This window comes from Sphingobium sp. TomTYG72, from assembly GCF_055394715.1.
Window position 1 is genome coordinate 71,655 of record NZ_AP027337.1, and the last position, 23,007, is coordinate 94,661.

Annotated in this window: 26 protein-coding genes and 1 pseudogene; 7 read left to right on the forward strand and 20 right to left on the reverse strand. The window is 62.8% G+C overall.

The features are described 5' to 3' along the window. Nucleotides 1-64: 64 nt before the first annotated feature. Genes ACZ5U1_RS13740 through ACZ5U1_RS13765 form a run of 6 tightly spaced genes read right to left on the reverse strand, consistent with a single transcriptional unit; the run spans nucleotide 65 to nucleotide 5,693 of the window. Nucleotides 65-1,522, reverse strand: coding sequence for an FAD-dependent oxidoreductase (locus ACZ5U1_RS13740; protein ID WP_464780490.1), 1,458 nt, complete (start codon nucleotides 1,520-1,522; stop codon nucleotides 65-67). A gap of 32 nt (nucleotides 1,523-1,554) precedes the next feature. Further along, nucleotides 1,555-2,310: an SDR family NAD(P)-dependent oxidoreductase gene (locus tag ACZ5U1_RS13745; RefSeq protein ID WP_464780491.1), complete on the reverse strand. Its 756-nt coding sequence runs from the start codon at nucleotides 2,308-2,310 to the stop codon at nucleotides 1,555-1,557. Between the two features lie 22 nt (nucleotides 2,311-2,332). Beyond that, nucleotides 2,333-3,148, reverse strand: a complete 816-nt coding sequence (locus ACZ5U1_RS13750; RefSeq protein ID WP_464780492.1) for an SDR family NAD(P)-dependent oxidoreductase — start codon at nucleotides 3,146-3,148, stop codon at nucleotides 2,333-2,335. Between the two features lie 5 nt (nucleotides 3,149-3,153). After that, entirely contained in the window at nucleotides 3,154-3,945 is a 792-nt protein-coding gene (locus tag ACZ5U1_RS13755; protein WP_464780493.1) for an SDR family NAD(P)-dependent oxidoreductase, read from the reverse strand. 38 nt (nucleotides 3,946-3,983) lie between these two features. Continuing rightward, nucleotides 3,984-5,057, reverse strand: coding sequence for an alkene reductase (locus tag ACZ5U1_RS13760; RefSeq protein WP_464780494.1), 1,074 nt, complete (start codon nucleotides 5,055-5,057; stop codon nucleotides 3,984-3,986). 6 nt (nucleotides 5,058-5,063) lie between these two features. After that, nucleotides 5,064-5,693, reverse strand: coding sequence for a nuclear transport factor 2 family protein (locus tag ACZ5U1_RS13765; protein ID WP_449468788.1), 630 nt, complete (start codon nucleotides 5,691-5,693; stop codon nucleotides 5,064-5,066). Nucleotides 5,694-5,771: 78 nt separating this feature from the next. Between ACZ5U1_RS13765 and ACZ5U1_RS13770 the strand changes: the two genes are divergently transcribed. From ACZ5U1_RS13770 to ACZ5U1_RS13780, 3 genes are all read left to right on the forward strand, one after another. Continuing rightward, a complete protein-coding gene (locus ACZ5U1_RS13770) occupies nucleotides 5,772-6,863 on the forward strand; it encodes a helix-turn-helix transcriptional regulator (protein ID WP_464780495.1) in 1,092 nt (363 codons plus the stop codon). Between the two features lie 235 nt (nucleotides 6,864-7,098). After that, a complete protein-coding gene (locus tag ACZ5U1_RS13775; RefSeq protein ID WP_464780496.1) occupies nucleotides 7,099-7,887 on the forward strand; it encodes an SDR family oxidoreductase in 789 nt (262 codons plus the stop codon). Between the two features lie 19 nt (nucleotides 7,888-7,906). Then, on the forward strand, nucleotides 7,907-8,719 hold the full coding sequence (locus ACZ5U1_RS13780; RefSeq protein ID WP_464780497.1) for a nuclear transport factor 2 family protein: 813 nt from the start codon (nucleotides 7,907-7,909) through the stop codon (nucleotides 8,717-8,719). Between the two features lie 70 nt (nucleotides 8,720-8,789). On the opposite strand, the gene ACZ5U1_RS13785 is transcribed toward ACZ5U1_RS13780, so the two are convergent. The 14 genes from ACZ5U1_RS13785 to ACZ5U1_RS13850 all read right to left on the reverse strand — a co-directional run bounded on the left by ACZ5U1_RS13785 (nucleotide 8,790) and on the right by ACZ5U1_RS13850 (nucleotide 20,071). After that, nucleotides 8,790-9,347, reverse strand: a complete 558-nt coding sequence (locus tag ACZ5U1_RS13785; protein WP_464780498.1) for a carboxymuconolactone decarboxylase family protein — start codon at nucleotides 9,345-9,347, stop codon at nucleotides 8,790-8,792. Nucleotides 9,348-9,393: 46 nt separating this feature from the next. Further along, on the reverse strand, nucleotides 9,394-10,176 hold the full coding sequence (locus ACZ5U1_RS13790; protein WP_464780499.1) for a glucose 1-dehydrogenase: 783 nt from the start codon (nucleotides 10,174-10,176) through the stop codon (nucleotides 9,394-9,396). Nucleotides 10,177-10,354: 178 nt separating this feature from the next. Then, nucleotides 10,355-10,834: a DinB family protein gene (locus ACZ5U1_RS13795; protein WP_464780500.1), complete on the reverse strand. Its 480-nt coding sequence runs from the start codon at nucleotides 10,832-10,834 to the stop codon at nucleotides 10,355-10,357. A 239-nt stretch (nucleotides 10,835-11,073) separates the two neighbouring features. Beyond that, a complete protein-coding gene (locus ACZ5U1_RS13800; protein WP_464780501.1) occupies nucleotides 11,074-11,580 on the reverse strand; it encodes a nuclear transport factor 2 family protein in 507 nt (168 codons plus the stop codon). 73 nt (nucleotides 11,581-11,653) lie between these two features. Next, nucleotides 11,654-12,139, reverse strand: a complete 486-nt coding sequence (locus ACZ5U1_RS13805) for an Lrp/AsnC family transcriptional regulator (protein WP_464780502.1) — start codon at nucleotides 12,137-12,139, stop codon at nucleotides 11,654-11,656. After that, nucleotides 12,136-12,618: an Lrp/AsnC family transcriptional regulator gene (locus tag ACZ5U1_RS13810; RefSeq protein ID WP_464780503.1), complete on the reverse strand. Its 483-nt coding sequence runs from the start codon at nucleotides 12,616-12,618 to the stop codon at nucleotides 12,136-12,138. The genes ACZ5U1_RS13805 and ACZ5U1_RS13810 overlap by 4 nt, the downstream gene beginning before the upstream one ends. A gap of 108 nt (nucleotides 12,619-12,726) precedes the next feature. Then, the gene (locus ACZ5U1_RS13815; protein WP_464780504.1) at nucleotides 12,727-13,683 is read right to left on the reverse strand and encodes an alpha/beta hydrolase; all 957 of its coding nucleotides are present in this window, start codon (nucleotides 13,681-13,683) and stop codon (nucleotides 12,727-12,729) included. Between the two features lie 37 nt (nucleotides 13,684-13,720). Continuing rightward, nucleotides 13,721-14,539, reverse strand: a complete 819-nt coding sequence (locus ACZ5U1_RS13820) for a sugar phosphate isomerase/epimerase family protein (protein WP_464780505.1) — start codon at nucleotides 14,537-14,539, stop codon at nucleotides 13,721-13,723. Nucleotides 14,540-14,604: 65 nt separating this feature from the next. Next, nucleotides 14,605-15,642, reverse strand: a complete 1,038-nt coding sequence (gene dmpG / locus ACZ5U1_RS13825) for a 4-hydroxy-2-oxovalerate aldolase (protein ID WP_464780127.1) — start codon at nucleotides 15,640-15,642, stop codon at nucleotides 14,605-14,607. Between the two features lie 26 nt (nucleotides 15,643-15,668). Then, nucleotides 15,669-16,616, reverse strand: coding sequence for an acetaldehyde dehydrogenase (acetylating) (locus ACZ5U1_RS13830; RefSeq protein WP_464780126.1), 948 nt, complete (start codon nucleotides 16,614-16,616; stop codon nucleotides 15,669-15,671). Nucleotides 16,617-16,666: 50 nt separating this feature from the next. Next, complete coding sequence (locus ACZ5U1_RS13835) at nucleotides 16,667-17,449, reverse strand: fumarylacetoacetate hydrolase family protein (protein ID WP_464780125.1); 783 nt, start codon at nucleotides 17,447-17,449, stop codon at nucleotides 16,667-16,669. Continuing rightward, entirely contained in the window at nucleotides 17,446-17,961 is a 516-nt protein-coding gene (locus ACZ5U1_RS13840) for a flavin reductase family protein (RefSeq protein WP_464780124.1), read from the reverse strand. The genes ACZ5U1_RS13835 and ACZ5U1_RS13840 overlap by 4 nt, the downstream gene beginning before the upstream one ends. Beyond that, nucleotides 17,954-18,790 (reverse strand): alpha/beta fold hydrolase, encoded by an 837-nt coding sequence (locus ACZ5U1_RS13845; RefSeq protein ID WP_464780123.1) that lies wholly within the window; start codon nucleotides 18,788-18,790, stop codon nucleotides 17,954-17,956. Before ACZ5U1_RS13845 ends, ACZ5U1_RS13840 begins: the two co-directional genes overlap by 8 nt. Before the next feature lie 60 nt (nucleotides 18,791-18,850). Then, entirely contained in the window at nucleotides 18,851-20,071 is a 1,221-nt protein-coding gene (locus tag ACZ5U1_RS13850; RefSeq protein ID WP_464780122.1) for an acyl-CoA dehydrogenase family protein, read from the reverse strand. 288 nt (nucleotides 20,072-20,359) lie between these two features. Between ACZ5U1_RS13850 and ACZ5U1_RS13855 the strand changes: the two genes are divergently transcribed. The 4 genes and pseudogenes from ACZ5U1_RS13855 (at nucleotide 20,360) to ACZ5U1_RS13870 (ending at nucleotide 23,005) form a co-directional block, all read left to right on the forward strand. After that, nucleotides 20,360-21,286, forward strand: coding sequence for a VOC family protein (locus tag ACZ5U1_RS13855; protein WP_464780121.1), 927 nt, complete (start codon nucleotides 20,360-20,362; stop codon nucleotides 21,284-21,286). Between the two features lie 75 nt (nucleotides 21,287-21,361). Next, nucleotides 21,362-21,559, forward strand: a pseudogene (locus ACZ5U1_RS13860) (CoA-transferase); the annotation flags it as partial. Between the two features lie 88 nt (nucleotides 21,560-21,647). Beyond that, entirely contained in the window at nucleotides 21,648-22,196 is a 549-nt protein-coding gene (locus ACZ5U1_RS13865) for a CoA-transferase (protein ID WP_464780506.1), read from the forward strand. A gap of 11 nt (nucleotides 22,197-22,207) precedes the next feature. Beyond that, on the forward strand, nucleotides 22,208-23,005 hold the full coding sequence (locus ACZ5U1_RS13870) for a CoA-transferase subunit beta (RefSeq protein WP_464780119.1): 798 nt from the start codon (nucleotides 22,208-22,210) through the stop codon (nucleotides 23,003-23,005). Nucleotides 23,006-23,007 lie beyond the last annotated feature (2 nt).

The following is a 23,007-nucleotide window of genomic DNA, read 5'->3' on the forward strand; positions in this document are numbered from 1 at the left end:
GATGATGCGACGGGCAACGCCGCACATCATGCAAATGGATCAGGTCTTGACCGACAGGCGAAGATCAGCCCCGCGCCGCCTTCCGCCCGGCCTGACGCCCGAAGAAAGTGCAGTCGGCAAGGCTGAGGCCAGAGCTATAGCCATGACCCCATGCCGGAAGACCCGAAGTACAGCGTCCCGCCGCGAACAGGCCCGCGACCGGCGCGCCAGTGCGATCCAGCACCTCGCCATCGGTTGAGGTCCGCAATCCACCCAGCGTGAAGAAGCTGAAATAGCTGGTCGCGAAATTCAGCTCCAGCGCCACGAATGGCCCCTGATCCAGCGGCGTCAGGATCGGCGCGCGCTTGTGGAACAGCGGATCACGCCCCTCCCGCGCATGTTCATTATAGAAGGCCATGGTGGCAGACAGCGTGCCCGGCGCCATTTCCAGTTCCGCTTCCACCTCTTCCCAGCTGTCGCCAGTCCCCGCGATCGTCATAGCCGCCATGGGCAGCGGCTCGTCGAAATGGGCGATGTCGAGCAACAGGTAGACCCTGTCCCCCAACTGGTCGATCGCAGCGCGACTGACCCGTCCGTGATAGCAATCCTCATTGATGAAGCGTTGCCCCGCCTGATTGACGAAAACGCCATAGGCCTGCGGTTCGGGCATGGTCCAGGGACAGGTGGTGAAGAACTGTTCCATATGGATGGCATCGCCACCCGCGCTGACGCCCAGTTCGATGCCCACGCCATCATCCTGATCGCCGATCGGGCTGCTGATCTTGAAGGTTTCCGCGCAATAGCGGCGGCGCATATCCTCGTTGAAGGCAAAGCCGCCTGTGCAGAGGATAACGCCCTTCGCCGCACGGACGAAGCGATTGACATTATCGATGCGCACGATGACGCCCACGACCCGCCGATCGTCATCCTGCACCAACGCCACCGCCCGCGCGTCCGTCGTCACCTCAACGCCAAGCGCCTTCGCCCGAGCCTCCAGCAGGTCGATGAGCGGCCGACCACCGCCCCAACCCATATGGGCGATCACATGCCCACGCGGGGCAGGCTTCGCTATCTCGCAAAAGGGCCATGCCGCTTCGCTACCCGACCAGATCAGGGTGGAATCGTCGGTAGGTTCGATATGCTTTCCGGGCAGATAATTGCCGCGATAGGGGATGCCCTGCTCCTTCAGCCAGGCATAGTGATTGAGCGCCTCCTGCGCATAAAGATCGCACTTCGCCTCATCCGCGCACGGCCCGCCCGCCGCCTTCAGATAGGCGGCCATATCCTCCGTGCTGTCCTCAAACCCCGCCGCGCGCTGGGCATCCGTGCCGCCGCCGATATAAATCTCACCGCCCGACAGTGCCGACGCGCCGCCACTGCCCGAACCGCGCTCGAACAACATCACCCGCGCGCCTCCGGCCGCCGCTTCGATTGCCGCGCACGCACCCGTCGCGCCAAAGCCGATCACCGCGACGTCGGTTTCGAAATCCCACCGTTCGACCTTGCTGGCGGGATAGGGGCGATGAAGCGTAATGTCGGTCACGAAAGAACTTTCCTCTCCTTATGCGATCGAGATCAGAAGGCCTTTGTCTGCCCCCCGTCCACCATCAGCGTTTGGCCGGTGATATAACCTGCCGCGTCGCTTGCCAAGAAAACGGCGGCCGCGCCAATATCTTTTTCGCAATCGCCAATACGCTTCAGTGATACCTTGCTGATCTGCGTATCATAGTCGGCGGGCGCCCATTCCTTCCAGGCCATCACGCCCGGTGAATTGGCGAACGGGCAAATGATGTTCACCCGCACCGCCTCCGCGCCCCATTCGCTCGCCGCGATCTTGGAAATGGCGCGGATCGCTTCCTTCGCCGCGCAGTAAGACCCCTGCGTCGGGATCGCATCGAACGCCGCGCCGGTCGCGAAGTTGATGACCGATCCCTTGGCTTTAACCAGATGCGGATAGGCTTCACGCATCAACACGAAAGTCGGCCAGAAGCCGGTGTCGAAAGCAAGTTCCATTGCCTCATCGGTCGTTTCGGCCATCGGCAACTGGCGCGAAGCCTGCGCCGCGTTCACCAGCACATCCAAACCGCCGAAATGCCCGATCGCCGCCTCGATGATCTTCGGCAACTCCGCCCGCTGCGCCAGGTCGACGGCCAGGAAATGCGCCTCGCCCCCCAGTGCGCGCAACTCGGCCTCGGTCGCGCGGCCAAGCTCCTCCTCCCGATCAACGATCAGGACACGCGCCCCCGCCTTGACGAAGGCGGTTGCCACACCCTTGGCCACCCCGCGCGCGCCGCCGGTTACGATCGCTGCCTTGCCTTCCAGTGCCTTCATGTCCTGCTCCGATCCGCTCTCATTATGCGAAGTAAGCCCCGCCATTCACCGTCACGATGCTGCCGGTGGCAAAGCTGCCGTCATCGCCTGCCAGAAACGCCACGGCGCCCGCGATCTCGTCCGGATGGGCCAGACGCTTCATCAGGCTGTCCGCCGCGATCATGTCCTTCATTTCAGTGGGCAGCGTTGCGTAGATGGGCGTCTCGGTAGCGCCGGGATTGACCGCATTAACCCGGATGCCGCGATCGGCAAGTTCCCGCGCCATCGCCCGCGTCATGCCCAGAACCGCCGCCTTGGCCGCGCAATAAGGGATAGGTCCATCGCCCTTCACGCCAGACGTCGATCCGATGTTGACGATGCTGCCGCCAGTCCCCTGTTCCGCCATCAACCGAACCGCCGCCCGGCTGCATTTGAACGTCCCGTCCAACGTCACGGCCAGCACCCCGGACCAGCCCTCATCCTCGCAATGGATCGTCTGATCGACAAAGGTCGTCGGCGCCTCGCCCCGCGCGATTTGCTCAGCCCGCTCCCCCTGCGCCGCATAATAGCGGTCCATGCCGTCCCCTGCCGCGCTACCCCGCCCGGCATTGTTGACCAGCACATCAACGCCGCCCAGCGCCTCCTTCACCTGCGCAAAGGCCCCGTCCACCGAAGCGCTGTCCGCCACGTTGCAGGCAATCCCCACATGCGGCGCAGGCAGCACCGCGCCAGCCGCCGCCGCATCCAGATCAAGTATCGCGACCGTCGCCCCTTCGGCAGCGAGGCGCCGCGCAATAGCCGCACCAATCCCCTGCGCGCCGCCGGTCACGACAGCGCGCTTTCCCTTCAGCCGTTCCATGGCGATCAATCCTCTACTTCGGGACGCCAGGCGACGCCGTTCACATGCGCGCCACCATCGGCAAAGAGGGTGTTGCCACTCATATAGCCGCCGCCCTCGCTAGCGAGGAACACCGCGATCGGACCAATATCCGCTTCTGCGTCGCCAAAGCGCCCGGCCGGAACCTGTTGCAGGATCGCCTGCGTCATCTCCGGATTGGCCGCGAAATAATCCTGCGCCTGCGGACTCGTCGCCGAAGGACAGATGGTGTTGCAGGTGATGCCGTGCGGTCCCCATTCCACCGCCGCCGTCCGGGTCAGCGCCCGCATCGCTTCCTTGCTGGCATTATAAGCGACGGTGAACATATGCGCGTTCACGCCGTTCAGCGACCCCAGGTTGATCACGCGGCCATAGCCTTGCGCCTTCATGATCGGGAAAGCGGCCTTCATGGCCCAGAACACGGCATAATAGTTGAGGGCGAACGATCCCTCCATCTCCTCGTCCGTGTGCTTTTCGATCCGCTTGGGGAAGCTGGCGCCCGCATTGTTGACCAATATATCGAGCCGCCCGAACCGCTGGTGCACGGCCTCGACCATGGCTTCCACCTCGGCCCGCTGCGTCACATCGGTGCGGATGAAAAAAGCATCGACGCCATGCGTGTCACGCAGATATCGCGCCTCTTCCTCACCCTGATCCGCCTTGCGCTGGGCAATAGCGACATTCGCCCCGGCAGCGGCCAGCGCCCGCACGATGCCCTGACCAACACCCTGCCCACCCCCGGTCACGAGCGCCGTGCGCCCTTCCAGTAGCTTTGCCATATTACCTCTCCTTATAGTCTTGTGACCCTACTCGCCGCTCATGCGTCCAGCAGCGCATAATCCAGATAACCGACCCGATCGTCGCCACTGCCCGTGTAGAAGCTGGCCTTGTTGGCCTTGTTGAGCGCAGCCCCCGTCTGGAAACGCTCCACCAGATCGGGATTGGCGATGTAGAGATAGCCGAACGACACAGCCTCGGCCCTCCCCTCTGCGACCACCGCCGAAGCCTTCTCCAGGTTCAGGCCGCCATTCTCGATCACCGCGCCACTCCAATTGGCGCGGACCAGCTCCAGCGCGTCCTGCCCTTCCAGCGGAATGTGGATCAGATGGCAGTAGGCCAGCCCCATGCCGTCGATGGCCTTGAGCAGCGCCGCATAGGTTTCATGCGGGTTCGCATCATCCATGCCGTTGAACTTGACGCCCGGACAAATGCGGAAGCCGACCCGGCCCGCACCCACGGCACTGGCTAGTGCCTCCAGCAACTCCACCACGAAACGAATGCGGTTCTCCACCGACCCGCCATAGCGATCGGTGCGCTGGTTGCTGTTCGATGACAGGAACTGCATCGGCAGGTAACCGCTGGCGCAATGCAGCTCGATCCCGTCCAGACCGGCGGCGATCGCGTTGCGCGCCGCCGTCACATATTCCGCAATGACGCCGGGAATCTCATCCGTCTCCAGCGCGCGCGGCACGACCGTTTCCACCGGAACGCCATCGGGGCCGGGGATCTTGTCCGGGCACTGAATGGCGGACGGCGCAACCGTCTCCGCATCCGCGTCCTTGTTCGCCTGCACTGCGGCACGGCCGACATGCATCAGCTGCATGACGATCTTCCCGCCAGCGCCATGCACCGCGTCCGCGACCTTGCGCCATCCTTCGACCTGCGCCGCGCTATGGATGCCCGGCGTGCGCCAATATCCCTTGCCTGTCGGCGAAGGCTGCGTCCCTTCCGTCACGATCAGCCCGGCGCTTGCGCGCTGGCGATAATATTCGACCATGATGTCGGTCGGCACGTCACCCGGCCCCGCCCGATCGCGGGTCATCGGCGCCATGACGATACGGTTGGACAGCGCAATGTCACCCAATGTCACGGGCGAGAAAATATCCGTCATAGCAAATCAGCTCCGTACGCGCGGCTTGGGCAGCGGAGCGCCACGCCGCATCGTTTCAATGAATTTTTCCAGCGGCGCTGGCGCATCGACCGGGCCGTCATGCGGCTGCCCGTGCCGGTCCCAATAGCTTTTCCAGCTCGGGAACAGGTCGTGGAAGCTGCCATGATAGGGCTGCACGCCCGGCCAGCGCATCTTGCGGTCGCCGATGGGCGGCTTGTTGAGGTCCGTCGCATACCAGTAAAGCGGCAGGCGGCGGCGGAAATACCAGCGGCCATCGATCCGCTCATATTTGTCGAAATACATCATCTGCATGATGACCCACTCGGCGCCGGTCTCATGCTCATTCTTGGAATAAACGACGCCCTGCGCATGGTCCGGATCATCAAAATCGATGATGTGCCCGCCAATATGATGGGACGTGCCATCGAACTGCATCGAATGGGTTTCATCGAACCAGTCGCGCAACGCCTTGCGTCCCTGCTTGCCGCCGCCGACCTTCACATCCTCAGGAAACAGGTTCACCCATGCGTCGGAATCGCGCATGTCCAGCGCCAGCGAATATTTCGCGGCCAACTGACGGATCGCATCCAGCGATTCCAACCGGTCTATGCGCGCAATCAGGCTCTCGTCCGCCACCCTCTCGATCCTTTCTATTTAGACCGTTTGTTTCCGCTTTCTCCCTGCCTCTGGAAATGCCAGAATAGCTCAAAGGTCATGACAAAACGGCTCAACACAAAACATCTGTCTCGTCCGGTGGCGACCCGCGTGCCCGTCGCCATCGCCCGCGATCTGCTGCGGCTGGTGGCGGAAATCGGCGTCGATCCCGCCGATCTTCTACGGCAGGCGAGCCTGTCCCACCTCATAGGGCCGCCGATCGGCGGAACCGCCGCGCAGCGCGGGCTTTCGCAGGATGATTTCACCCGCCTCTATGCCCATTGCACCTGGGCGCTCGATGCACAGGCAGCCCGTCAGGAAGGACGCGAGCCTCTGACCAAGGCGGGGGTGGACATGCTCTGCCACTGCATCATCACCTGCCGCACCTTGGCGGATGTGATTGATCGCACGGATCGCTTTTCCGAGCTTATCGGGCCGCGCGCAGGGCGGCTGCGGCTGAAGGTCGATGACGGCGTCGCACGGCTCGACATGGCGACCCCGCGCCATATCCGCAACGCCAGCGCCTATGTGTCCGACCTTGCGGGCCTTTCCACCTATTACCGGCTATTCGGCTGGCTGATCGGCGAGGATATCCCGCTGCTGGGCGCGGCAATGCGCTACCCGCCCCTGCTGGACGAACAGACCATTTCCTACCTCATGCCCGTACCCATGCAGCATGGCGCGCCCGAAAACAGCCTGCGTTTCCCGGCCAGCTATCTCGACCGCCCAGTGCTCCGCAGCCATCATGAACTGGAGCATCTGCTCGAACGCTTCCCCTTTGACGTCGAACAGCCGCAATCGCTCGACGCCCCGCTCTCCGAACGCATCCAGCACCTCTTCAGCGCCATGCTCGGAAGTGGCGAGGCGCCCGCAACCGCGTCCCAACTTGCCCGCCAGTTCAGCATCAGCGTCGCCACCCTGAAACGCCGCCTCGCCGATGAAGGCACCTCGCTCGTGCAGCTGAAGACAGAGGCCCGCCGCGCCCTCGCAACCCGGCTGCTGGACGACCCCCGCCTCACCATCACCGAAGTCGGCCGCCGCACGCAGTTCAGCGACACCGGGGCCTTCCGCCGCGCTTTCCAGCAATGGACCGGATCATCGCCAAGCCGCTGGCGCGAACTGCGCCAGGGCGGCGCGACAGCTGATCGATAATGAGCGATCACAAAAGCGAATAGCAATAGTGACCGTCCGTCGATGGAAAATTCAGTCAACTCCGCCGATGATCTGCTTCGTGCGCATTGGCGCCCGCCACTACGCATATGCAGGTAAAATAGCGCCTAATGTTGTAAAAAGCGCATTGATCAAATGTTTTTTTCACCTATCCTGCGCGCCAAAGCTGCTCCCCGCACGGCGGGTAAGCGGTACAAGGATTCGGAAAGGAAAGAGGATGCTGCTCAAGGACAAGGTCGTGATCGTCAGTGGCGTTGGCCCCGGCATGGGTCAGGCGCTGGCCCGGATAGCCGCAGCCGAAGGCGCGAGCGTCGTGCTCGCCGCCCGTAACCAGGCCTTCCTCGATGAAGTGTGCAGCGACATCAAGGCAAAGGGCGGCAAGGCCATCGCCGTCACCTGCGACGTCAGCGATGAAGCCCAGTGCAAGACGCTGGCCGAACGCGCCGCCGCCGAATTTGGCGGGCGCGTCCACGGCCTCGTCAACAGCGCCTATTTCCACGGCGACTGGTGCTTTGTCGATAATGCCGACCTGGGCGACTTCGCCAAGGCGTTCGACGTCAACTGCCTCGGCGCCCTCCGCCTCACACGCGCCTGCGTCCCCTATCTGCGCGACGGCGGCGCGGTCGTGAACGTGTCCACCATGGCGACGGTCAATCCCTATGGCACCGAGGGCGGCATGGAAATGCCCTATGCGGCTGCGAAGGGCGCGCTCAACACGCTGAGCAAATATATGGCGTCCGACCTTGGCCGCCACGGCATCCGCGTCAACACCTGCCGCATGGGTTGGATTCATGGCGAGCCGGTCGAAGGCTTCATCGCCTCGCAGGTCGACGCCGGTTTCAAGCGTGATGACGTGATCGCAGGCGTTACCAAGAATATCCCCATCGGTATCATCCCGCCGGAAGATGACTGCGCCCGCGCCGTGCTGATGATGATCTCCGACTATTCGCGCGTCGTCAGCGGAGCATCGCTGGACGTCAACGGCGGCCAGTGGATGGCGCCATAATCCTCAAGGAGGTGCGCCCATGTTCAAATGCATTGCGCTGCTGAAACGCAGGCCGGATCTCTCGCGCGAAGACTTTATCGCTTATTATGAAACACATCACGCGCCCCTGATCCGGCGCCTGCTGCCGGACATAGTCGATTATCGGCGCAACTATGTGCAGTTGGAAGGCGCGTTCCTGTTCCCCGGCGCCGCGCCGGTCGACTTCGACGTGATCACCGAAATATGGCTCGCCGACCGCGCTGCCTATGACCGCTTCATCGCCGCCGCCGTGCAAGAGGATATCGCCAACCAGATCGCGCAGGATGAGGAAAACTTCCTCGACCGCAAGGCAACGCGCATGCTGGTGGTAGACGAAAAAGGCGCAGACATGCGCGCCGCCCCCACCCCGCAAGCATTATTGGACGAGCGGGAAATCTTACGCGGCCTGTCCAGCTTCGCCCGCATCCTCGACAACAAGCAATGGGACCGCTTGAGCGACGTTTTCGCGCAGGACATCAGCTTCGACTATGGCACCGGCGGCGACCAGCACGGCATGGCGGCGCTCACCACCAACATGCGCCGCTTCCTCGACCGCTGCGGTGGCACGCAGCATCTCATCGGCAGCATCCTGGTCGATGTCGATGGCGACCGCGCGACGAGCCGATCCTATGTGCAGGCCCGGCATCAGCGGGTGGATGACCCCGCCGGACCCATATTCGATTCCAACGGCGAATATGTCGATCAGTGGGAAAGGCGCGCCGAAGGCTGGCGCATCGTCCGCCGCGACGCCATCTGGGCCGCGCATACAGGCGACCCGATGATCCTGCACGCTGAACCGGGCAATCTCGGCTGACACCCAACTTCCCCTCTCCCCTAAAGGGGAGAGGGAGCAAGTCGCTTGGACACAACCAACCGTCTACTAATCAGGCCACCTCGGCAAAGGGCAGGCACACGCTGTCAAACCCCAGCACATGCGCAACGCGCCCCAATCCTACCCACGCCGCCACGCTATGCGCCAGGTCGACAATCTCCTCGTCCGAAAACAGCGCATGCGCCCGCTCCCAGAAATCCTCATCCTGGGCGATCACCTTCGGCTCCTGCGCAAAGCGCTCCGCAAATTCAATCGCCGTCCGCTCGCGAGGACTGAAGACAGGCGACGTCCGCCAATTCTCGACCGCCGCATAAAAGTCCTCATCGGGCGCTGATCCATTGTCGGCAACCGTATGCCCCGGCCGCTGCCCCGATGCGGCAAACATCGATTGAACGTCCCGCGCCGCGCGGAACTGCTGGCAGATGACACAACCGTTGATCTGCGCCGTCCGTGACCGCGCACCCTCAAACTCCCGCAGCGACAACAGGCTGTGCTGGTAGACCGCTTTCGAAAAGCCGCCCGCCGCACCCATGATCTCGCGCGCATAATTGCGCGATGCATAGCCATAGGGGTCGGCGGCATCCTGCTCGGGTAAGTCGATACGGATCATGGCATCTCTCCTTATGTCGCTGTCTTGTCTTTCACCCGCCCGCTATTCAATCCACGCCCGGCGCGCCGGGAAATTGTGGATAATATTGCCCGGTCAGCATGCCGCCATCCACGGCAATCTCCGCGCCCGCCAGATAGGACGCCTCGTCGCTCGCCAGGAACAGGGTCGCGCGCGCCACTTCCTCCGGCGCGCCGACCCGTTGCAGCGGCACATTGCCGAACCGCTCGCTCACCTTTTCCCGCGTCGATCCGTCATGATTGGTCATCACCGTATCGACGCCGCCCGGATGCACCGAATTGACGCGAATGCCCCGATGGCCAAGCTCCAGCGCGGCGACACGGGTCAGCCCCCGCACGCCCCATTTGCTGGACGAATAGGCGGCAAGCCCGTTCGCCCCCTTCATGCCATCGACGGAAGAGATGTTGACGATCGCGCCCTTGCCACGGGCGATCATCCCCGGCGCAACGGCCTTGATGCCCAGAAACTCGCCGGTCAAATTGACCTTCAACACCCGCTCATATTCGGCAAGGCTCGTGTCCAGCAGCGTGCGGAACAGCAATATGCCCGCATTGTTCACCAATATATCGACCGGCCCAAGATCAGTTTCAACAGCGCCGACCAGTTCGGCCCAGCCCTGCTCGCTCGTCACATCATGATGATAGAAGCGCGCAGCGTCGCCCAGTTCGGTCGCCAGTTGCGTGCCCACCTCGTCCAGCACATCGGTGATGGCAACCTTCGCGCCCTCCTCGGCAAAAAGGCGGCTGGTGGCGGCGCCCATGCCGCGAGCGCCCCCGGTGATGATCGCAACCTTACCCTGCAAACGGCCCATGGCGCCCTGCCTCTCCAACAAATTTTCTGCCCCTCGGTACGCATTTTAGCGTCTTTTCTTCGCAGGCATCTAGATACGCGTTGGTAAACCGGCACAAGAACAAGGGCAACTGGATTCGGGCTTTGCTATCAAGAAGCGGCAGGGGGCAGGCGATAGCGAGCGTGATGCTCGTCGCCGTCTACACCTGTTCGGAAAATATCAGGAAGGGCAGATCAAGCGGTTCATACTGGAATCCCAGCATTGAAATCGCGGCGGTAATTTGGCCTCTGTGATGCGTGGCGTGATTGAAGACATGGAGCAGCGCGCTGGACATGGGAAGTGCGCGAGCCTGCCCCGTCGTCATTATATAGCGAAGATCGTCAGCCAGTGCGGCCTCGTCCAGATTATCGACATAGTCGCGCCAGCGCGCCGTTGCCGCGATCAAGCGGGACGCGAGTAGCGCCCGATTGCTCTCCAACTCTGCATCAAGAGAAACGGCCGTTGCCTGCGCCTTCGTAAATCTCGGATACCAAATCTCGCTATCTGTCAGCAGCAGATGATTCAGCGTCCCGTGGATCGATCCGAAAAAGAGGCCGCATGATTTATGATAAGGTTCGTCCGGGATCGACGCCACGGCCTTCAAAAGACGTTCAGTCGCCCAACCATGATAGCGCGCCATCTGCATGAGCTGCATTTTGGCAGAGGCGGCCATACAATCCCCGATTTGCCAGAAGCTGCAATTCTCCAGTTCGGAAGTGCCAGCTAAAGCATTTTCGAAGCAGATGGCATCATCTGCTGGCTCGGAAAATGCGGAAAACAAAAGATAAATGGAGCATGATCCGGTTCAGTCTGATCGGATCATGCTCTATTTCTCAAATGTAGGGCAGGAGCAACGATCGCACCCCTGCCCTCACGAATTCAAACCGCAGCGGGCATCTCACCCCAGGCCAGATAACGCGGCGTGCCATCCTCGCCAATCTCTTCGGTCAGGATGGACGTGACGCGGCTCACAGACTCCGCGATCCACCAGCGCCCGTCCTGCTTGCGGTAGACATCCTGATATTCCACCGCGAGCCGGGTCACGGATCGGGTGGCAAGGATGATCGTCCGGAAATTGAGCGACCACAGCCCACGCGCTTCATCCGCGCTCACCAATTCAATATCCGCATTGGTCGCATGGTGAATGTCATAAACGCCGCCTGCCATCGCCATTTTCTGGAATATGGCGATGAACTCGTCGCGATCCGTGAATAGCGGGAAATTCTGGTAATCCAGCCTTATGCCCTGCGGCAGAAACGTCTCACGCAATTCGTCCACCAGCTTCAGGTCGCAGGCGCGCAGGTAACGCGCCTTCAACTGACGGATGGCGTTGACGTCCTCCAATGCGGTCACGCGGGCGGCAAGCTCTTCCAGATTGATCGACATGATACTCTCCTCAGGGGTTGAACCTCCCCCCCGTTTTTCTGCGGTTGGACAGATCGACCGTCCCGACCTGTTTTTAGGGCGCTTCTCGCGTGATCTTCGCGATGCCAGCCTCATATTTCAAATTATGAACGGACACGGACGTTTCCACCCGCTGGACGCCCGGCATCGGCCGGATGCGCTCCGTCACCAGGTCGTTCAATTGCTCGATATTGGTGAACAACCCCATCGCCAACAGACTGTAACGGCCCAGCAGAACGATGACGCAGGTGATTTCCGGAATGTCGGATAGACGGCGCGCCAATTCCGACACATGGGATGGATCGGCATCGATCCCCAGCATGCAAAGGTTGGGCGACCCCGCCATGCGGAAATCGGTGACGACGGTGAACTGGATCAGCCCTTCATTCTGCAACCGCTTGACGCGTGTACGAATGGTGCCCTCCGTCACGCCCAGTTCGGCGGCGATGGCGCGGTTGGAAATGCGCGCGTCGCGGGCGAGCTTTTCGACGATCCCCTGGTCCAGCTTGTCCAGGCGTGCCCAATCAGCCTTCCCGGTCACAGCGGCACCACGTTGAATTCATATTTCACGATATCCACCGCCACCCCTGATGTGATGTGAACGACCCCCTCCACGCTGGCGATATGCTCAAACAACATCTCCTGCACCTCGCCAAAATCCCGCAGCGCGACGAGCAATTCCACATCATGGTCGCCGCTCATGACATTGACGCTCAGCACTTCGGGAAGATCCGCCAGATCGCGGCCGACCTCCTGAACATTGCGGCCCTGAACCTTCACGCCCAGGGCGATGATCACATTATAGCCATGGGCCGCAAAATCGGTGACGGCAACGACGCGCATCGCTTTCCCGTCGTCCATCTTTTGCAGCCGGGCTGAAATCGTGGCAGCGGTAACGGACAGCCGTTCGGCAATTTCCTGATTGGTTGCGCGGCCGTTGGTCCGGAGTATCTCTATGATATTCGTATCGAGAGTATCCAGCGATGGCGGCGTCATTTTCCGCCCGCTCCTGATCTGCATTCTTGCCCCGCCTTCAAAAATGTAGCCGGTTCAATAGCGCGCACTTGCGGGCAGCACCAGTGTCAAAGCTGATGCCGCCGCAATTTGCGCGGCTATCTACCGCTCATCCTACCGTGTTTCGGCGGGATGCAGCGCCTTGCGAAGGGCAGCGATCGCGTCGCGCTTCATCTGGCGGACTGGCGCGGCGTCGGGCGTCACGTCAAAACCATGATAGGCCCCCGGATAGACATGCAGTTCCGCCGCGACGCCGACTTCAATCAGCCGCCGGGCATAATCCATGTCCTCCACCAGGAAGAGATCGAGCGCGCCCACGCAGATGAAGGCGGGCGGCAAACCAGCCAGGCTCTCCGCCCGCGCGGGGGCCGCATAGGGCGATACGTCCGCCGATCCTGGCTCCTTACCCAGCAAGGATCGCCAGCCAAAGGCGTTGGCCTGCGGCGTCCACACGAATGCGCCCAGATGTTCGGGATGGCGAGTGATGCAGGTACGGTCGTCCAGCATCGGATAGATCAGGTTCTGGTGCGCGATCGCCGGGCCGCCCCGGTCGCGCGCCAGCAGCGCGAGGGCCGCGGCCAACCCGCCGCCCGCGCTCTCCCCGCGAATGGCGATCCTCTTGGGATCGGCGCCCAACTGCTCCGCGCCATCATGCAGCCATTGCAGCGCCGCGTAACAATCCTCGACCGCGCCCGGCGCCACCGTCTCCGGCGCGAGCCGATAATCAACCGAAACGACGAGGGCGGAAGCGGAAAGCGTAAGCTCGATGTTGGAAAGGTGATTGGTACGCACCGACCCCAGCACATAGCCGCCACCATGGATGTGCAGGATCGCGGGCAGAGTCCCTTGCGCATCGGCCGGACGATAAATCCTGACCAGCAGCTCATGCCCATCGGGCGCCGTGATCCGCTCCTCCCGCCATTCAACACCACTATCCTGCGGCTCGGGCGCCATCGCCGTCATCTGCTCCATACCCTCGCGGATCGCAGGCAGGCTCTCTGCCGTGATGTCCAGCGCCGGCATGAAATCCAACCCCGGCAACAGGGTGGGGTCGATCAAGTCACGCATCATACTCTCCTATTTTTCCTATTTTCCTATTTCTTGTTTTTCAGTGCGTTCTTTTCACCACTTCCTTCACGCAATCCACCGCCCATTTTGCCCGTTGATGGGCGTTGAAGCCTTTGTCGATGGCGTGTTGCTGGGGTATTTCGACGCTGAGGGGTGTTGTGGGATTGAGGGCGTGGAGGAACGCTGGGATAGGGAACGCGCCTTGTCCGGGGAGTTGGCGCTGGATGCCGGCTTCGCGTTCGATCTGGTCGGGATCGATGGTTGTTGGGCCGTCGGAGATCTGGGCGATGGCGATGGCGGGATGGGCAAGGAGGGGGAAGCTGGTTTCGGGTTCGGGTCCGCGCATGATGTGGAGAAGGTCTGCTGTGACCTTGATGTCGGATCGGCCGGAGCGGGCTATTTCCTCGAGGGCGGCGCTTAGGCTTTGGACCTGGGAGGGGGGATAAAATTCGATGGCGAGGGCGATATCGAACCCTGAAGCAAGCTCGGCCAGTTCGACGAGCCTTTCGGTACGGCGGATGGGATCGCGATCATAGCACAGGACATTGGCAAGCGGCGCGCCGAGCGCTGCGCCTGTTTCGAGCGCGGGGATAAAGTCAGCGGGGTTGGTGCGCCCCGCCATGGTGAAGGGGTAGAGGAGGTCGACGCTGACCCCGGTGGCGGCGAGCGCGGCGCGGGTCTGGCGCAGCGCTTGCGGGTCGCGCACCAGGTCATAGGCGGGCATGGCGGGCAACACCTCCATGGAATGGAGGAACGGGCAGATGCCTTGGCAGCCCACCTCTGCGGCGATCTCGGCAAGCTGCCAGGGGGTGGTGTCGGTGACGGTGATATGGTCGAGCGACAGGCGTCTATCGGCCATATCCTCTCCTCTTGTTGGTTGGCTGGCCTGCCGGGGTGGCCTCGTGCGGCCGCCCCGGCATGGGGTCAGGCGCGTTCTTTCAGCATGTCGAGCGCGACATCGACGATCATGTCTTCCTGTCCGCCGACCATCTTGCGACGGCCGAGTTCAACCAGGATGGCGCGGGTGTCGAGGCCATAGGTTTCGGCGGCCTTTTCCGCGTGGCGCAGGAAGGAGGAATAGACCCCGGCATAGCCAAGCGCGAGGGTTTCGCGATCGACCCGGACCGGCCGGTCCTGCAAGGGACGAACGAGGTCCTCGGCCGCGTCCATCAGCGCATTGACGTCGCAGCCATGATTCCAGCCCTTGCGCTCGGCAGCGGCAATGAACACTTCGAGCGGCGCGTTGCCAGCGCCCGCGCCCATGCCGGTGAGCGACGCGTCGATCCGCACCGCACCGCATTGGGCGGCGACGATCGAGTTGGCGACGCCAAGCGAGAGATTATGGTGGGCGTGGATGCCGCGCTGGGTCTCGGGCTTCAACACCCGGTCATAGGCTTCGAACCGGGCCTTGACCCCGTCCATGTCGAGCGCGCCGCCGCTGTCGGTCACATAGACGCACTGCGCGCCATAGCTTTCCATGAGCAGGGCTTGGCTAGCGAGCTTGTCCGGCTCGATCATATGGCTCATCATCAGGAAGCCTGAGACGTCCATGCCAAGATCGCGGGCAATGCCGATATGCTGCTTGGAGACGTCCGCCTCGGTGCAATGGGTCGCGACCCGCACCGAGCGCACGCCGATATCATAGGCGCGGCGCAGTTCCTCGACCGTGCCGACGCCGGGCAGGATCAGCGTGGTGAGCACCGACTTGGTCAGCACCGAGGCGACCGCTTCGAGCCATTCCCAATCGGTATGCGCGCCAAAGCCATAGTTGAAGCTCGCGCCATTGAGGCCGTCGCCATGGGCGACCTCGATCGCGTCGACGCCTGCATCGTCCAGCGCCTTGGCGATCGATTTCACATGGTCGATGCCATACATGTGGCGGATGGCGTGCATGCCATCGCGTAGCGTCACGTCCTGAATGTAGAGCTTGTCGCCCGCCTCGACGTTGAATGTGCTGGTCATGTCTTGATACTCCGTGGGCGCGCGCTTCAAGCGGCGACCGTCTTGCCCTGGGCGATGCGCTGCGCGAGCAGCTCGCCGGTCGCCTTGGCGGCGGCGGTCATGATGTCGAGATTGCCCGAATAGCTGGGCAGATAGTCGCCCGCGCCCTCGACCTCGAGCAGGATCATGGTCTTGATGCCGGTGAATTCGCCGCGACCGGGGATGGTGAGCTTGTTGTTGTCGCCAAAGCGCTCGAACTGCACGTCTTGCTTCAGGCGATAGCCCGGCACATAGGCCTGCACCTTCTTGACCATCGCTTCGACCGAGGCGCGGATGGTGTCCTCGTCCGCGCCTTCCGACAGGGTGAAAACCGTGTCGCGCATGATCATCGGCGGTTCGGCGGGATTGAGGATGATGATCGCCTTGCCCTGCGCGGCGCCGCCGACCTTTTCGATGGCGCCTGCCGTCGTGCGGGTGAACTCGTCGATGTTTGCGCGGGTGCCAGGGCCTGCCGAGCGCGAGGAGACCGACGCGACGATCTCGGCATAGTGCACCGTCGCGACCTGGGAGACGGCGGCAACCATCGGGATCGTCGCCTGCCCGCCGCAGGTCACCATGTTGACGTTGCCAGCATCGAGATTGGCTTCGCCGTTGACCGTGGGGATGGTGTAGGGGCCGATCGCGGCGGGGGTTAGGTCCACCACCTGCTTGCCGTCCTTGCGCAGCGCTTCGTCATGGACCTTGTGGGCGTAAGCCGAGGTCGCGTCGAACACGATGCCGATCTCGGGGTAAACGTCCATCTTCATGAGGCCTTCCAGCCCCTCATGGGTGGTGGCGACGCCGCGCTCGCGCGCCATGGCGAGGCCCTCGGACGCCTCGTCGATGCCGACCACGGCCACCAGCTCCATATTCTGCGGATATTTGATCATCTTGATCATGAGGTCGGTGCCGATATTGCCCGACCCGATGATCGCCGCCTTGACCTTGCCCGTCATCAGATACTCCTCACAGCATCGCGTGCCAGCGATACCCTCTTCATAAATCTTCAGATAAAGCGCGCGGTGCAGCTGCCAACCCCGTGGAGCTGCATCTCGAACACATCTCCCGCCTGTGCCGGTTCGAGCGGCACCAGGCTCCCTGACAATATCACATCGCCGGCGTCGAGCGTTACCCCATAGGCGCCGAGCGTATTGGCGAGCCAGGCGACCGCTTGCGCTGGCGAACCCTGCACCGCATGGCCATGGCCTTCGGAGAGCGGCTGCCCGTTCTTGGTCACGGTGACGTGGAGATTGGGGAGGTCATGGTCACGCGGGTTCGCGCGGGCCTCGCCCAGCACATAGACACCGCAGGAGGCATTGTCGGCAACGGTGTCGACGATGCCGATCTTCCAGTCCTGGATGCGGCTGTCGACGATCTCGAAACAGGGGACGATGCTCTGTGTCGCGGCGATCACGTCCTCGGCCGTGACGCCCGGCCCCTTGAGGCTGTCTTTCAGGATGAAGCCGATCTCGGCCTCGGCGCGCGGCGCGATCAGGCCGTTTGCCGCGACATCGATATCGCCCTCGATAAACATCCGGTCGGTCAGGAAACCGAAATCGGGCTGGTGCACGCCCAGCATGTCCTGCACGGCCTTGGAGGTAACGCCGATCTTCTTGCCGATGACCTTTTCGCCGTCCGCCTTGCGCTTGTCGAGCGCGCACAGCGAGATCGCATAAGCATCATCGATGGTCAGCTCAGGGTGGCGGGCGATGAGCGGCGGCACGGTGCGCTTGTCCCGCAGCGCGCGGTAGAGCTCGTCCGCCAATGTTTCGTTCAGCGTCTCGCTCACAGATAGGCTCCGTCCTGGAAGATGAGGGGATCGACCGCATCCGACAGGCGCACCGCCTTGACCCGGGCGATGACGATGCTGTGGGTGCCAAAGGGGGTCATGCTCTCGATCGTGCAGGAGAGGTTGGCCTGCGCTTCATCAAGGATGGGAAGGCCATGGGCATCGGGGGTCCAGCTGCCAACGCCAAAGCGCGCCTCGCGCGCCACCGCGCCGCCGAATGCTGCCGACACTTCGCGCTGGTGGCGCGAGAGGAGGTTGATGCTGACCGGGCAGCCGGGCGAGAGATGGGCGTGGATGCCCGCTGTCTGGTTGACGCAGACGAGCACGGCGGGCGGGTCCATGGTAAGCGAGGTGATCGAGGTCGCGGCCATGCCGACCGGCGCCTTGCCTTCGCCCAGCGCGGTGACGATCGCCACGCCCGAGGGCAGGCGGCGCATCGCGCCCTTCAGCCCGGTGGTGACATCGATAGGCTCTGGAACAGGCACGGATTGCGCAGGAGCAGCGTCAGCCATTCTTCAGGAAGTCCAGTGAGTAGCGGTTGAACTCTTCTGTCCGCTCGACCTGCACCCAATGGCCGGTCTGCGAGAAGGTGAGGCAGCGCACGTCGGGGCAAGCATCGAGGAAGAGACGCGCATGGCTTTCGGGGCAGAATTCGTCATTGAGGCCCCAGAGGACGAAGATCGGCTGGGTGACCTCGCCCAGGCGCGGCCCAAGGTCGGGGGTCTTGACGCGGGCGAGCACATCCTTGGGCTGGGTACGCGCGACGGCGAAGCGTTCCTCGACCAGCGCGTCGGTGATGTGGTGCGCGGACGAGGGATGCATGAGGTTGCCGATGAGGCGGCGCTGTTCCTCGATGTTGAATTCCGGGCTGCCAAAGCCCGAGCGCATCTTGGCGATGCCGGGCATGGTGAAATAGCTCATCTGCTCCGCCACGCAGCCCGGCGCCATCAGGACGAGCTTGCCGATGGTGAAGTCGGGATGGTCGAGCGCGATCTGGAGGGCGATGCCGCCGCCCAGCGAGTTGCCGATGAGGTGGCCGCCTGTGATCCCATGCTGCTTCAGCGCATCGAGCAAAGTCTCGGTAAACAGCTCGAGCGGATAGTCGGTCTCGGGCTTGGACGAGGCGCCATAGCCGATGAGGTCGGGCAGGATGACGCGATAGCCCGCATCGGCGAACACTTGCGCATTGTTGCGGAAGTTGGACGCGCCCGAGGCGCCGGGACCGCTGCCATGGATGAAGATGACGGTGGGGGCATCAGCCGCAGCGCCCGCAATTTCCGCGATCGAAATCTCATATCCGCCCGCAACGCTATAGGTCTTGCGGATCAATTCACTGCCCATGGATATCCTCTTTTGTCCTGGCCCGATGCTGTCCAGATGTCAGATGGTCAGATGCTCGCTTCAGATGAAGGTGAAGGCGGGCGGTTCGCCATTGATCGTGCCGATGACGTCGCTGGTGCGGTTGGCCGGGTCATTGGCGACATGGGCGCGCGCGGCGTGGAGGTCGAGCCAGGGCTGGAGGATCGGGCTCGACATATAGACCGCCCGGCCGCCCAGCAGCTTGACCATGCCGTCGGCAAGCTCGGCCATGCGGCGCACGACGCTGGCGGACTGATAGGCAAAGAGCGCGCGCTTTTCCATCGGCACGGGCTCATTGCGCTCGGCATAGTCCATCAGCTCGTTGAAGGTCGTGCGGTGGGTGAGTTCCATCTCGTTGGCCTCGGCGATCGCGCGGGCGATGGCGGCGTGGAGATGGGGGTCGGCCTTGGACGCCTTGCCGGTGTTGGTCGAGACGCGGTTGCCCATGATCTCCATCGCAGCGCCAGTGGCGGCGCGGATGCCGCCGAAGGCGGCGCTGGAGACCGAGCGGATGAAGAGCTGCGCCCAGGGGATGCGGTAGAGCGGCGCGGTGTTGGTTTCCTGGCCCGGATTGGTGCCGGCAAAGCCGTCGCTCGCCTTGTGGGTGCGATGCTCGGGCACGAACACGCGCTCGACGACGATATCGAAGCTGCCGGTGCCCTGGAGGCCGAACGTGTCCCAGCTGCCTTCGATCACCTGATAGTCGGAGCGCGGCAGCAGGAAGGTGCGCATGTCGGGCGGGCCGCCATCGGTGTCGAAATTGATCGCGCCCAGCAGCACCCAACCGCAATGGGAGGAGCCCGACGAGAAGCCCCAGCGGCCCGAAAGATAGAAGCCGCCTTCGACCTTTTCCACCTTGCCGACCGGCTGATAGGTGGAGGAGACGAGCATGTCGGGGTTATCGCCCCATACTTCTTTCTGCGCCTCGTCATGGAAGAGGGCGAGTTCGTAAGGATGGCAGCCCAGCACGCCGTAGATCCAGCCTGTCGACATGCAGCCTTGCGCCAACGCCTTCTGGATCTCGAAGAAGACATTGGGGTGCATCTCATAGCCGCCGTAGCGCTTGGGCTGGAGCACACGGAAGAAGCCTGCCGCCTTCATCTCGGCGACGGTCTCGGGCGGCACGTCCCGGGCGAGCGTACAGGCCCGGGCGCGTTCCCGCAGCACCGGGATCATCGCCTTGGCTTTGGCGATCAGACTTTCGGGTGAAGGTATCGCGGCATTCGCCTCGTCAATGGGTCGGCTTGCTACTGCCCCGGTCATGATCTTCTCCATTGTAGGCGACTCTGCTTCAGATTTGCTATATGCGTAGTTTATGTAAAATGCCATTACGCAAACTGTCAAGACAAACAGGGCTTGCGCATTTTGGCCGTTACTTATAGGCGGATTGGGAACGAATTGCCATAAGCTCGTGAGCGCGCTTAACTGCGCCTCCCCCAGCAAGTGCAAAACAGGCGGCAGCGCTTGCCATATGCGTATGGGGAAGGTCATTTTGCAACGCTCTGCGGCAGAGCATGGCTGGCAGACAGGAAAGAAGGCGAGGCGCTTGAAATGGCAGTGATATCGCTAGGCTATGTAGTGATCGAGGCGCGGGACCTGGGCGCCTGGCAGGATTTTGCCTGCAATATCGCAGGGCTGATGGCGGCCCCTTCGCCGGACGAGGACGTCGCGCTGTTCCGCATGGACGACCGGCCCTGGCGCCTGCGGGTGCAGAAAGGCGCGGCCGACCGCTTCGTGGCGCCGGGCTGGGAATGCGCGAATCGTGACGCCTTCGAATCGGTGCTGGCCCGCCTCGAGGCAGCAGGCCGTCCGGTGGAACGGGCGGGCGTCATGGAAGCACGTGGCCGTCAGGTCTATGAACTCGCCCGTTCATCGGACCCGGCGGGCAATCCCATGGAGATCTTCTACGGTCGCTTCGTCGACTATGCCCCCTTCGTCTCGCCTGTGGGCGTCAGCCGCTTCGTGACCGGCAGCCCCCATGGCGCGGACGGCGACATGGGGATGGGCCATGTCGTGCTGACCGCCCCCAATTTCGACGAGACCCACGCCTTCTACAAGGACGTCATGGGCTTTGGCGACACCGACCTTGGCCGCTTCTACCTTATGGGCGGCGGCGCGGACGATCCGGGCGTGGGCTTTGCCTTCCTCCACTGCAACCCGCGCCACCACAGCCTGGCGCTCGGCCAGCTGCCCGAAAGCCCCAATGGCGCTGTCCATATGATGCTCGAGGTCGGCTCCCTCGAGGATGTCGGCCGCGCCTATGACCGGGTCTTGAAGAGCAAGGGCAAGGTGCCGCTCTCGGCGACCCTTGGCCGCCATGTCAATGACAAGATGACCTCTTTCTACATGCAGACACCAGGTGGATTTGACATCGAATATGGCTGGAACGGCCTGGTAATAGACCCGCAAACATGGGTCCCCACCACCAGCCTTGCTGTAAGCGACTGGGGCCATAAATGGGCTCATGAGCAGGACTGACGCAAAAGGATGACTGACATTATGCTCGACAAGCGCATGAGCGTCGACGACATCGTCGACCAGATTTCCGACGGGATGACCATCGGCATCGGCGGGTGGGCCACGCGCCGCAAGCCCATGGCGCTGATCCGCGCCATCGCCCGATCGAACCTCAAGGACCTCACCGTCATGGCGGGCTATGGCGGCATGGACATCGGCCTGCTCGCCGCCACCGGCAAGATCAGGAAGCTGGTCTTCGCCTTTGCCAGCCTCGACCATTATCCGCTGGAACCCCATTTCCGCAACGCCCGCCAGGCGGGCGCCTTCGAGGTGCTCGAGCTTGACGAGGGCATGTATCATTGGGGGCCTGCGCGCAGGCGCGATGAAGCTGCCCTTCCTGCCGACCCGCGTCGGCATCGGCACCGACATCATCACGCAAGACGGCTTCGACTTCAAATTCGTGAAAAGCCCCTATGCCGATGGCGAGGAATTCGTCGCCATGCCCGCGCTGGTGCCCGACATCGCGCTGATCCACGCCCACCGCTCCGACGAGCGCGGCAACCTCCTGACGCTCAGCAAGGACGCGCTGTTCGACGAACTGCTGGTCCGTGCGGCAACCAGGAGCTTCGCCACGGTCGAGAAGATCGTGCCGACGGGCGAGCTCGATATGAAGAAGAACAGCCGCTACAATCTGGTCGAGCGGGCGATGATCAATGGTGTTGCAGAAGCCCCGCTGGGCGCGCACCCGTCGAGCGCCGATCCCGACTATCAGCTCGATCTCAAGCACATCAAGACCTATGTCGAAAGCGCCGCCTCGCCCGAGGCCTGGGCCGACTATAAGGCGAAGTTCATCGATGTGTCGGAAGCCGACTATCAGGCAGCGATCGGCGGCGCGGACGCCGTCAAGCAGCTCCCCGTCCCCATTTACTAAGCGAGAGACCCATGACCCAGAACAGCTATTCGCTCGCTGAACTCGTCATCGCCGCCTGCGCCGAAGTCTGGCGCGAAGATGGCGAAGTAATGGCGACCGGCATCGGCCCCCTCCCCCGCATTGGCGCGGGCGTGGCCAAGCTCTCCTTCGCGCCCGCGATCCAGACCACCGATGGCGAGGTATTCTATACCAGCGAACCCGTCGGCCCGGGCAAGCGCACCGCCGAGCCCGAGTTCGAGGGCATCGCCAATTATGACCGCGTCTTCTCGGCGCTCTGGAGCGGCCGCCGCCACGCGCTGGTCGGCCCGGTCCAGATCGATCGTTTCGGTCAGGCGAACATCTCGGTGATCGGCGACCACAAGAAGCCCAAGGCGGCGATGCTCGGCGCGCGCGGCTTCCCCGGCAACTCGATCAGCCATCCCAACAGCTTCTTCTTCCAGAACCACAACAAGCGGGCGTTCGTGGAAGGCGAAGTCGATTTCGTCTGCATGGCGGGCTATAATCCGGCACGCTACCGCAATGGCGCTCCGCCCCAGGGCCTGGACCTGCGTCGCATCATCACCAACCTGTGCGTGATGGACTTTGGCGGCCCCGATCACCAGATCCGCGTGATCTCGCTGCATCCGGGCGTCACCTTCGAGGAAGTGCAGGACAATACCGGCTTCCCGCTGGCAAAGGTCGATGGCGAAATCCCGACCACCCCTGCGCCGACGGCCGAGCAACTGGAGCTGATCGCGAAGATCGACCCCAATAATGTCCGGGCGACCGTGTTCAAGGACAATCCGGCCGGAGACAGAAGGGCAGCCTGAAG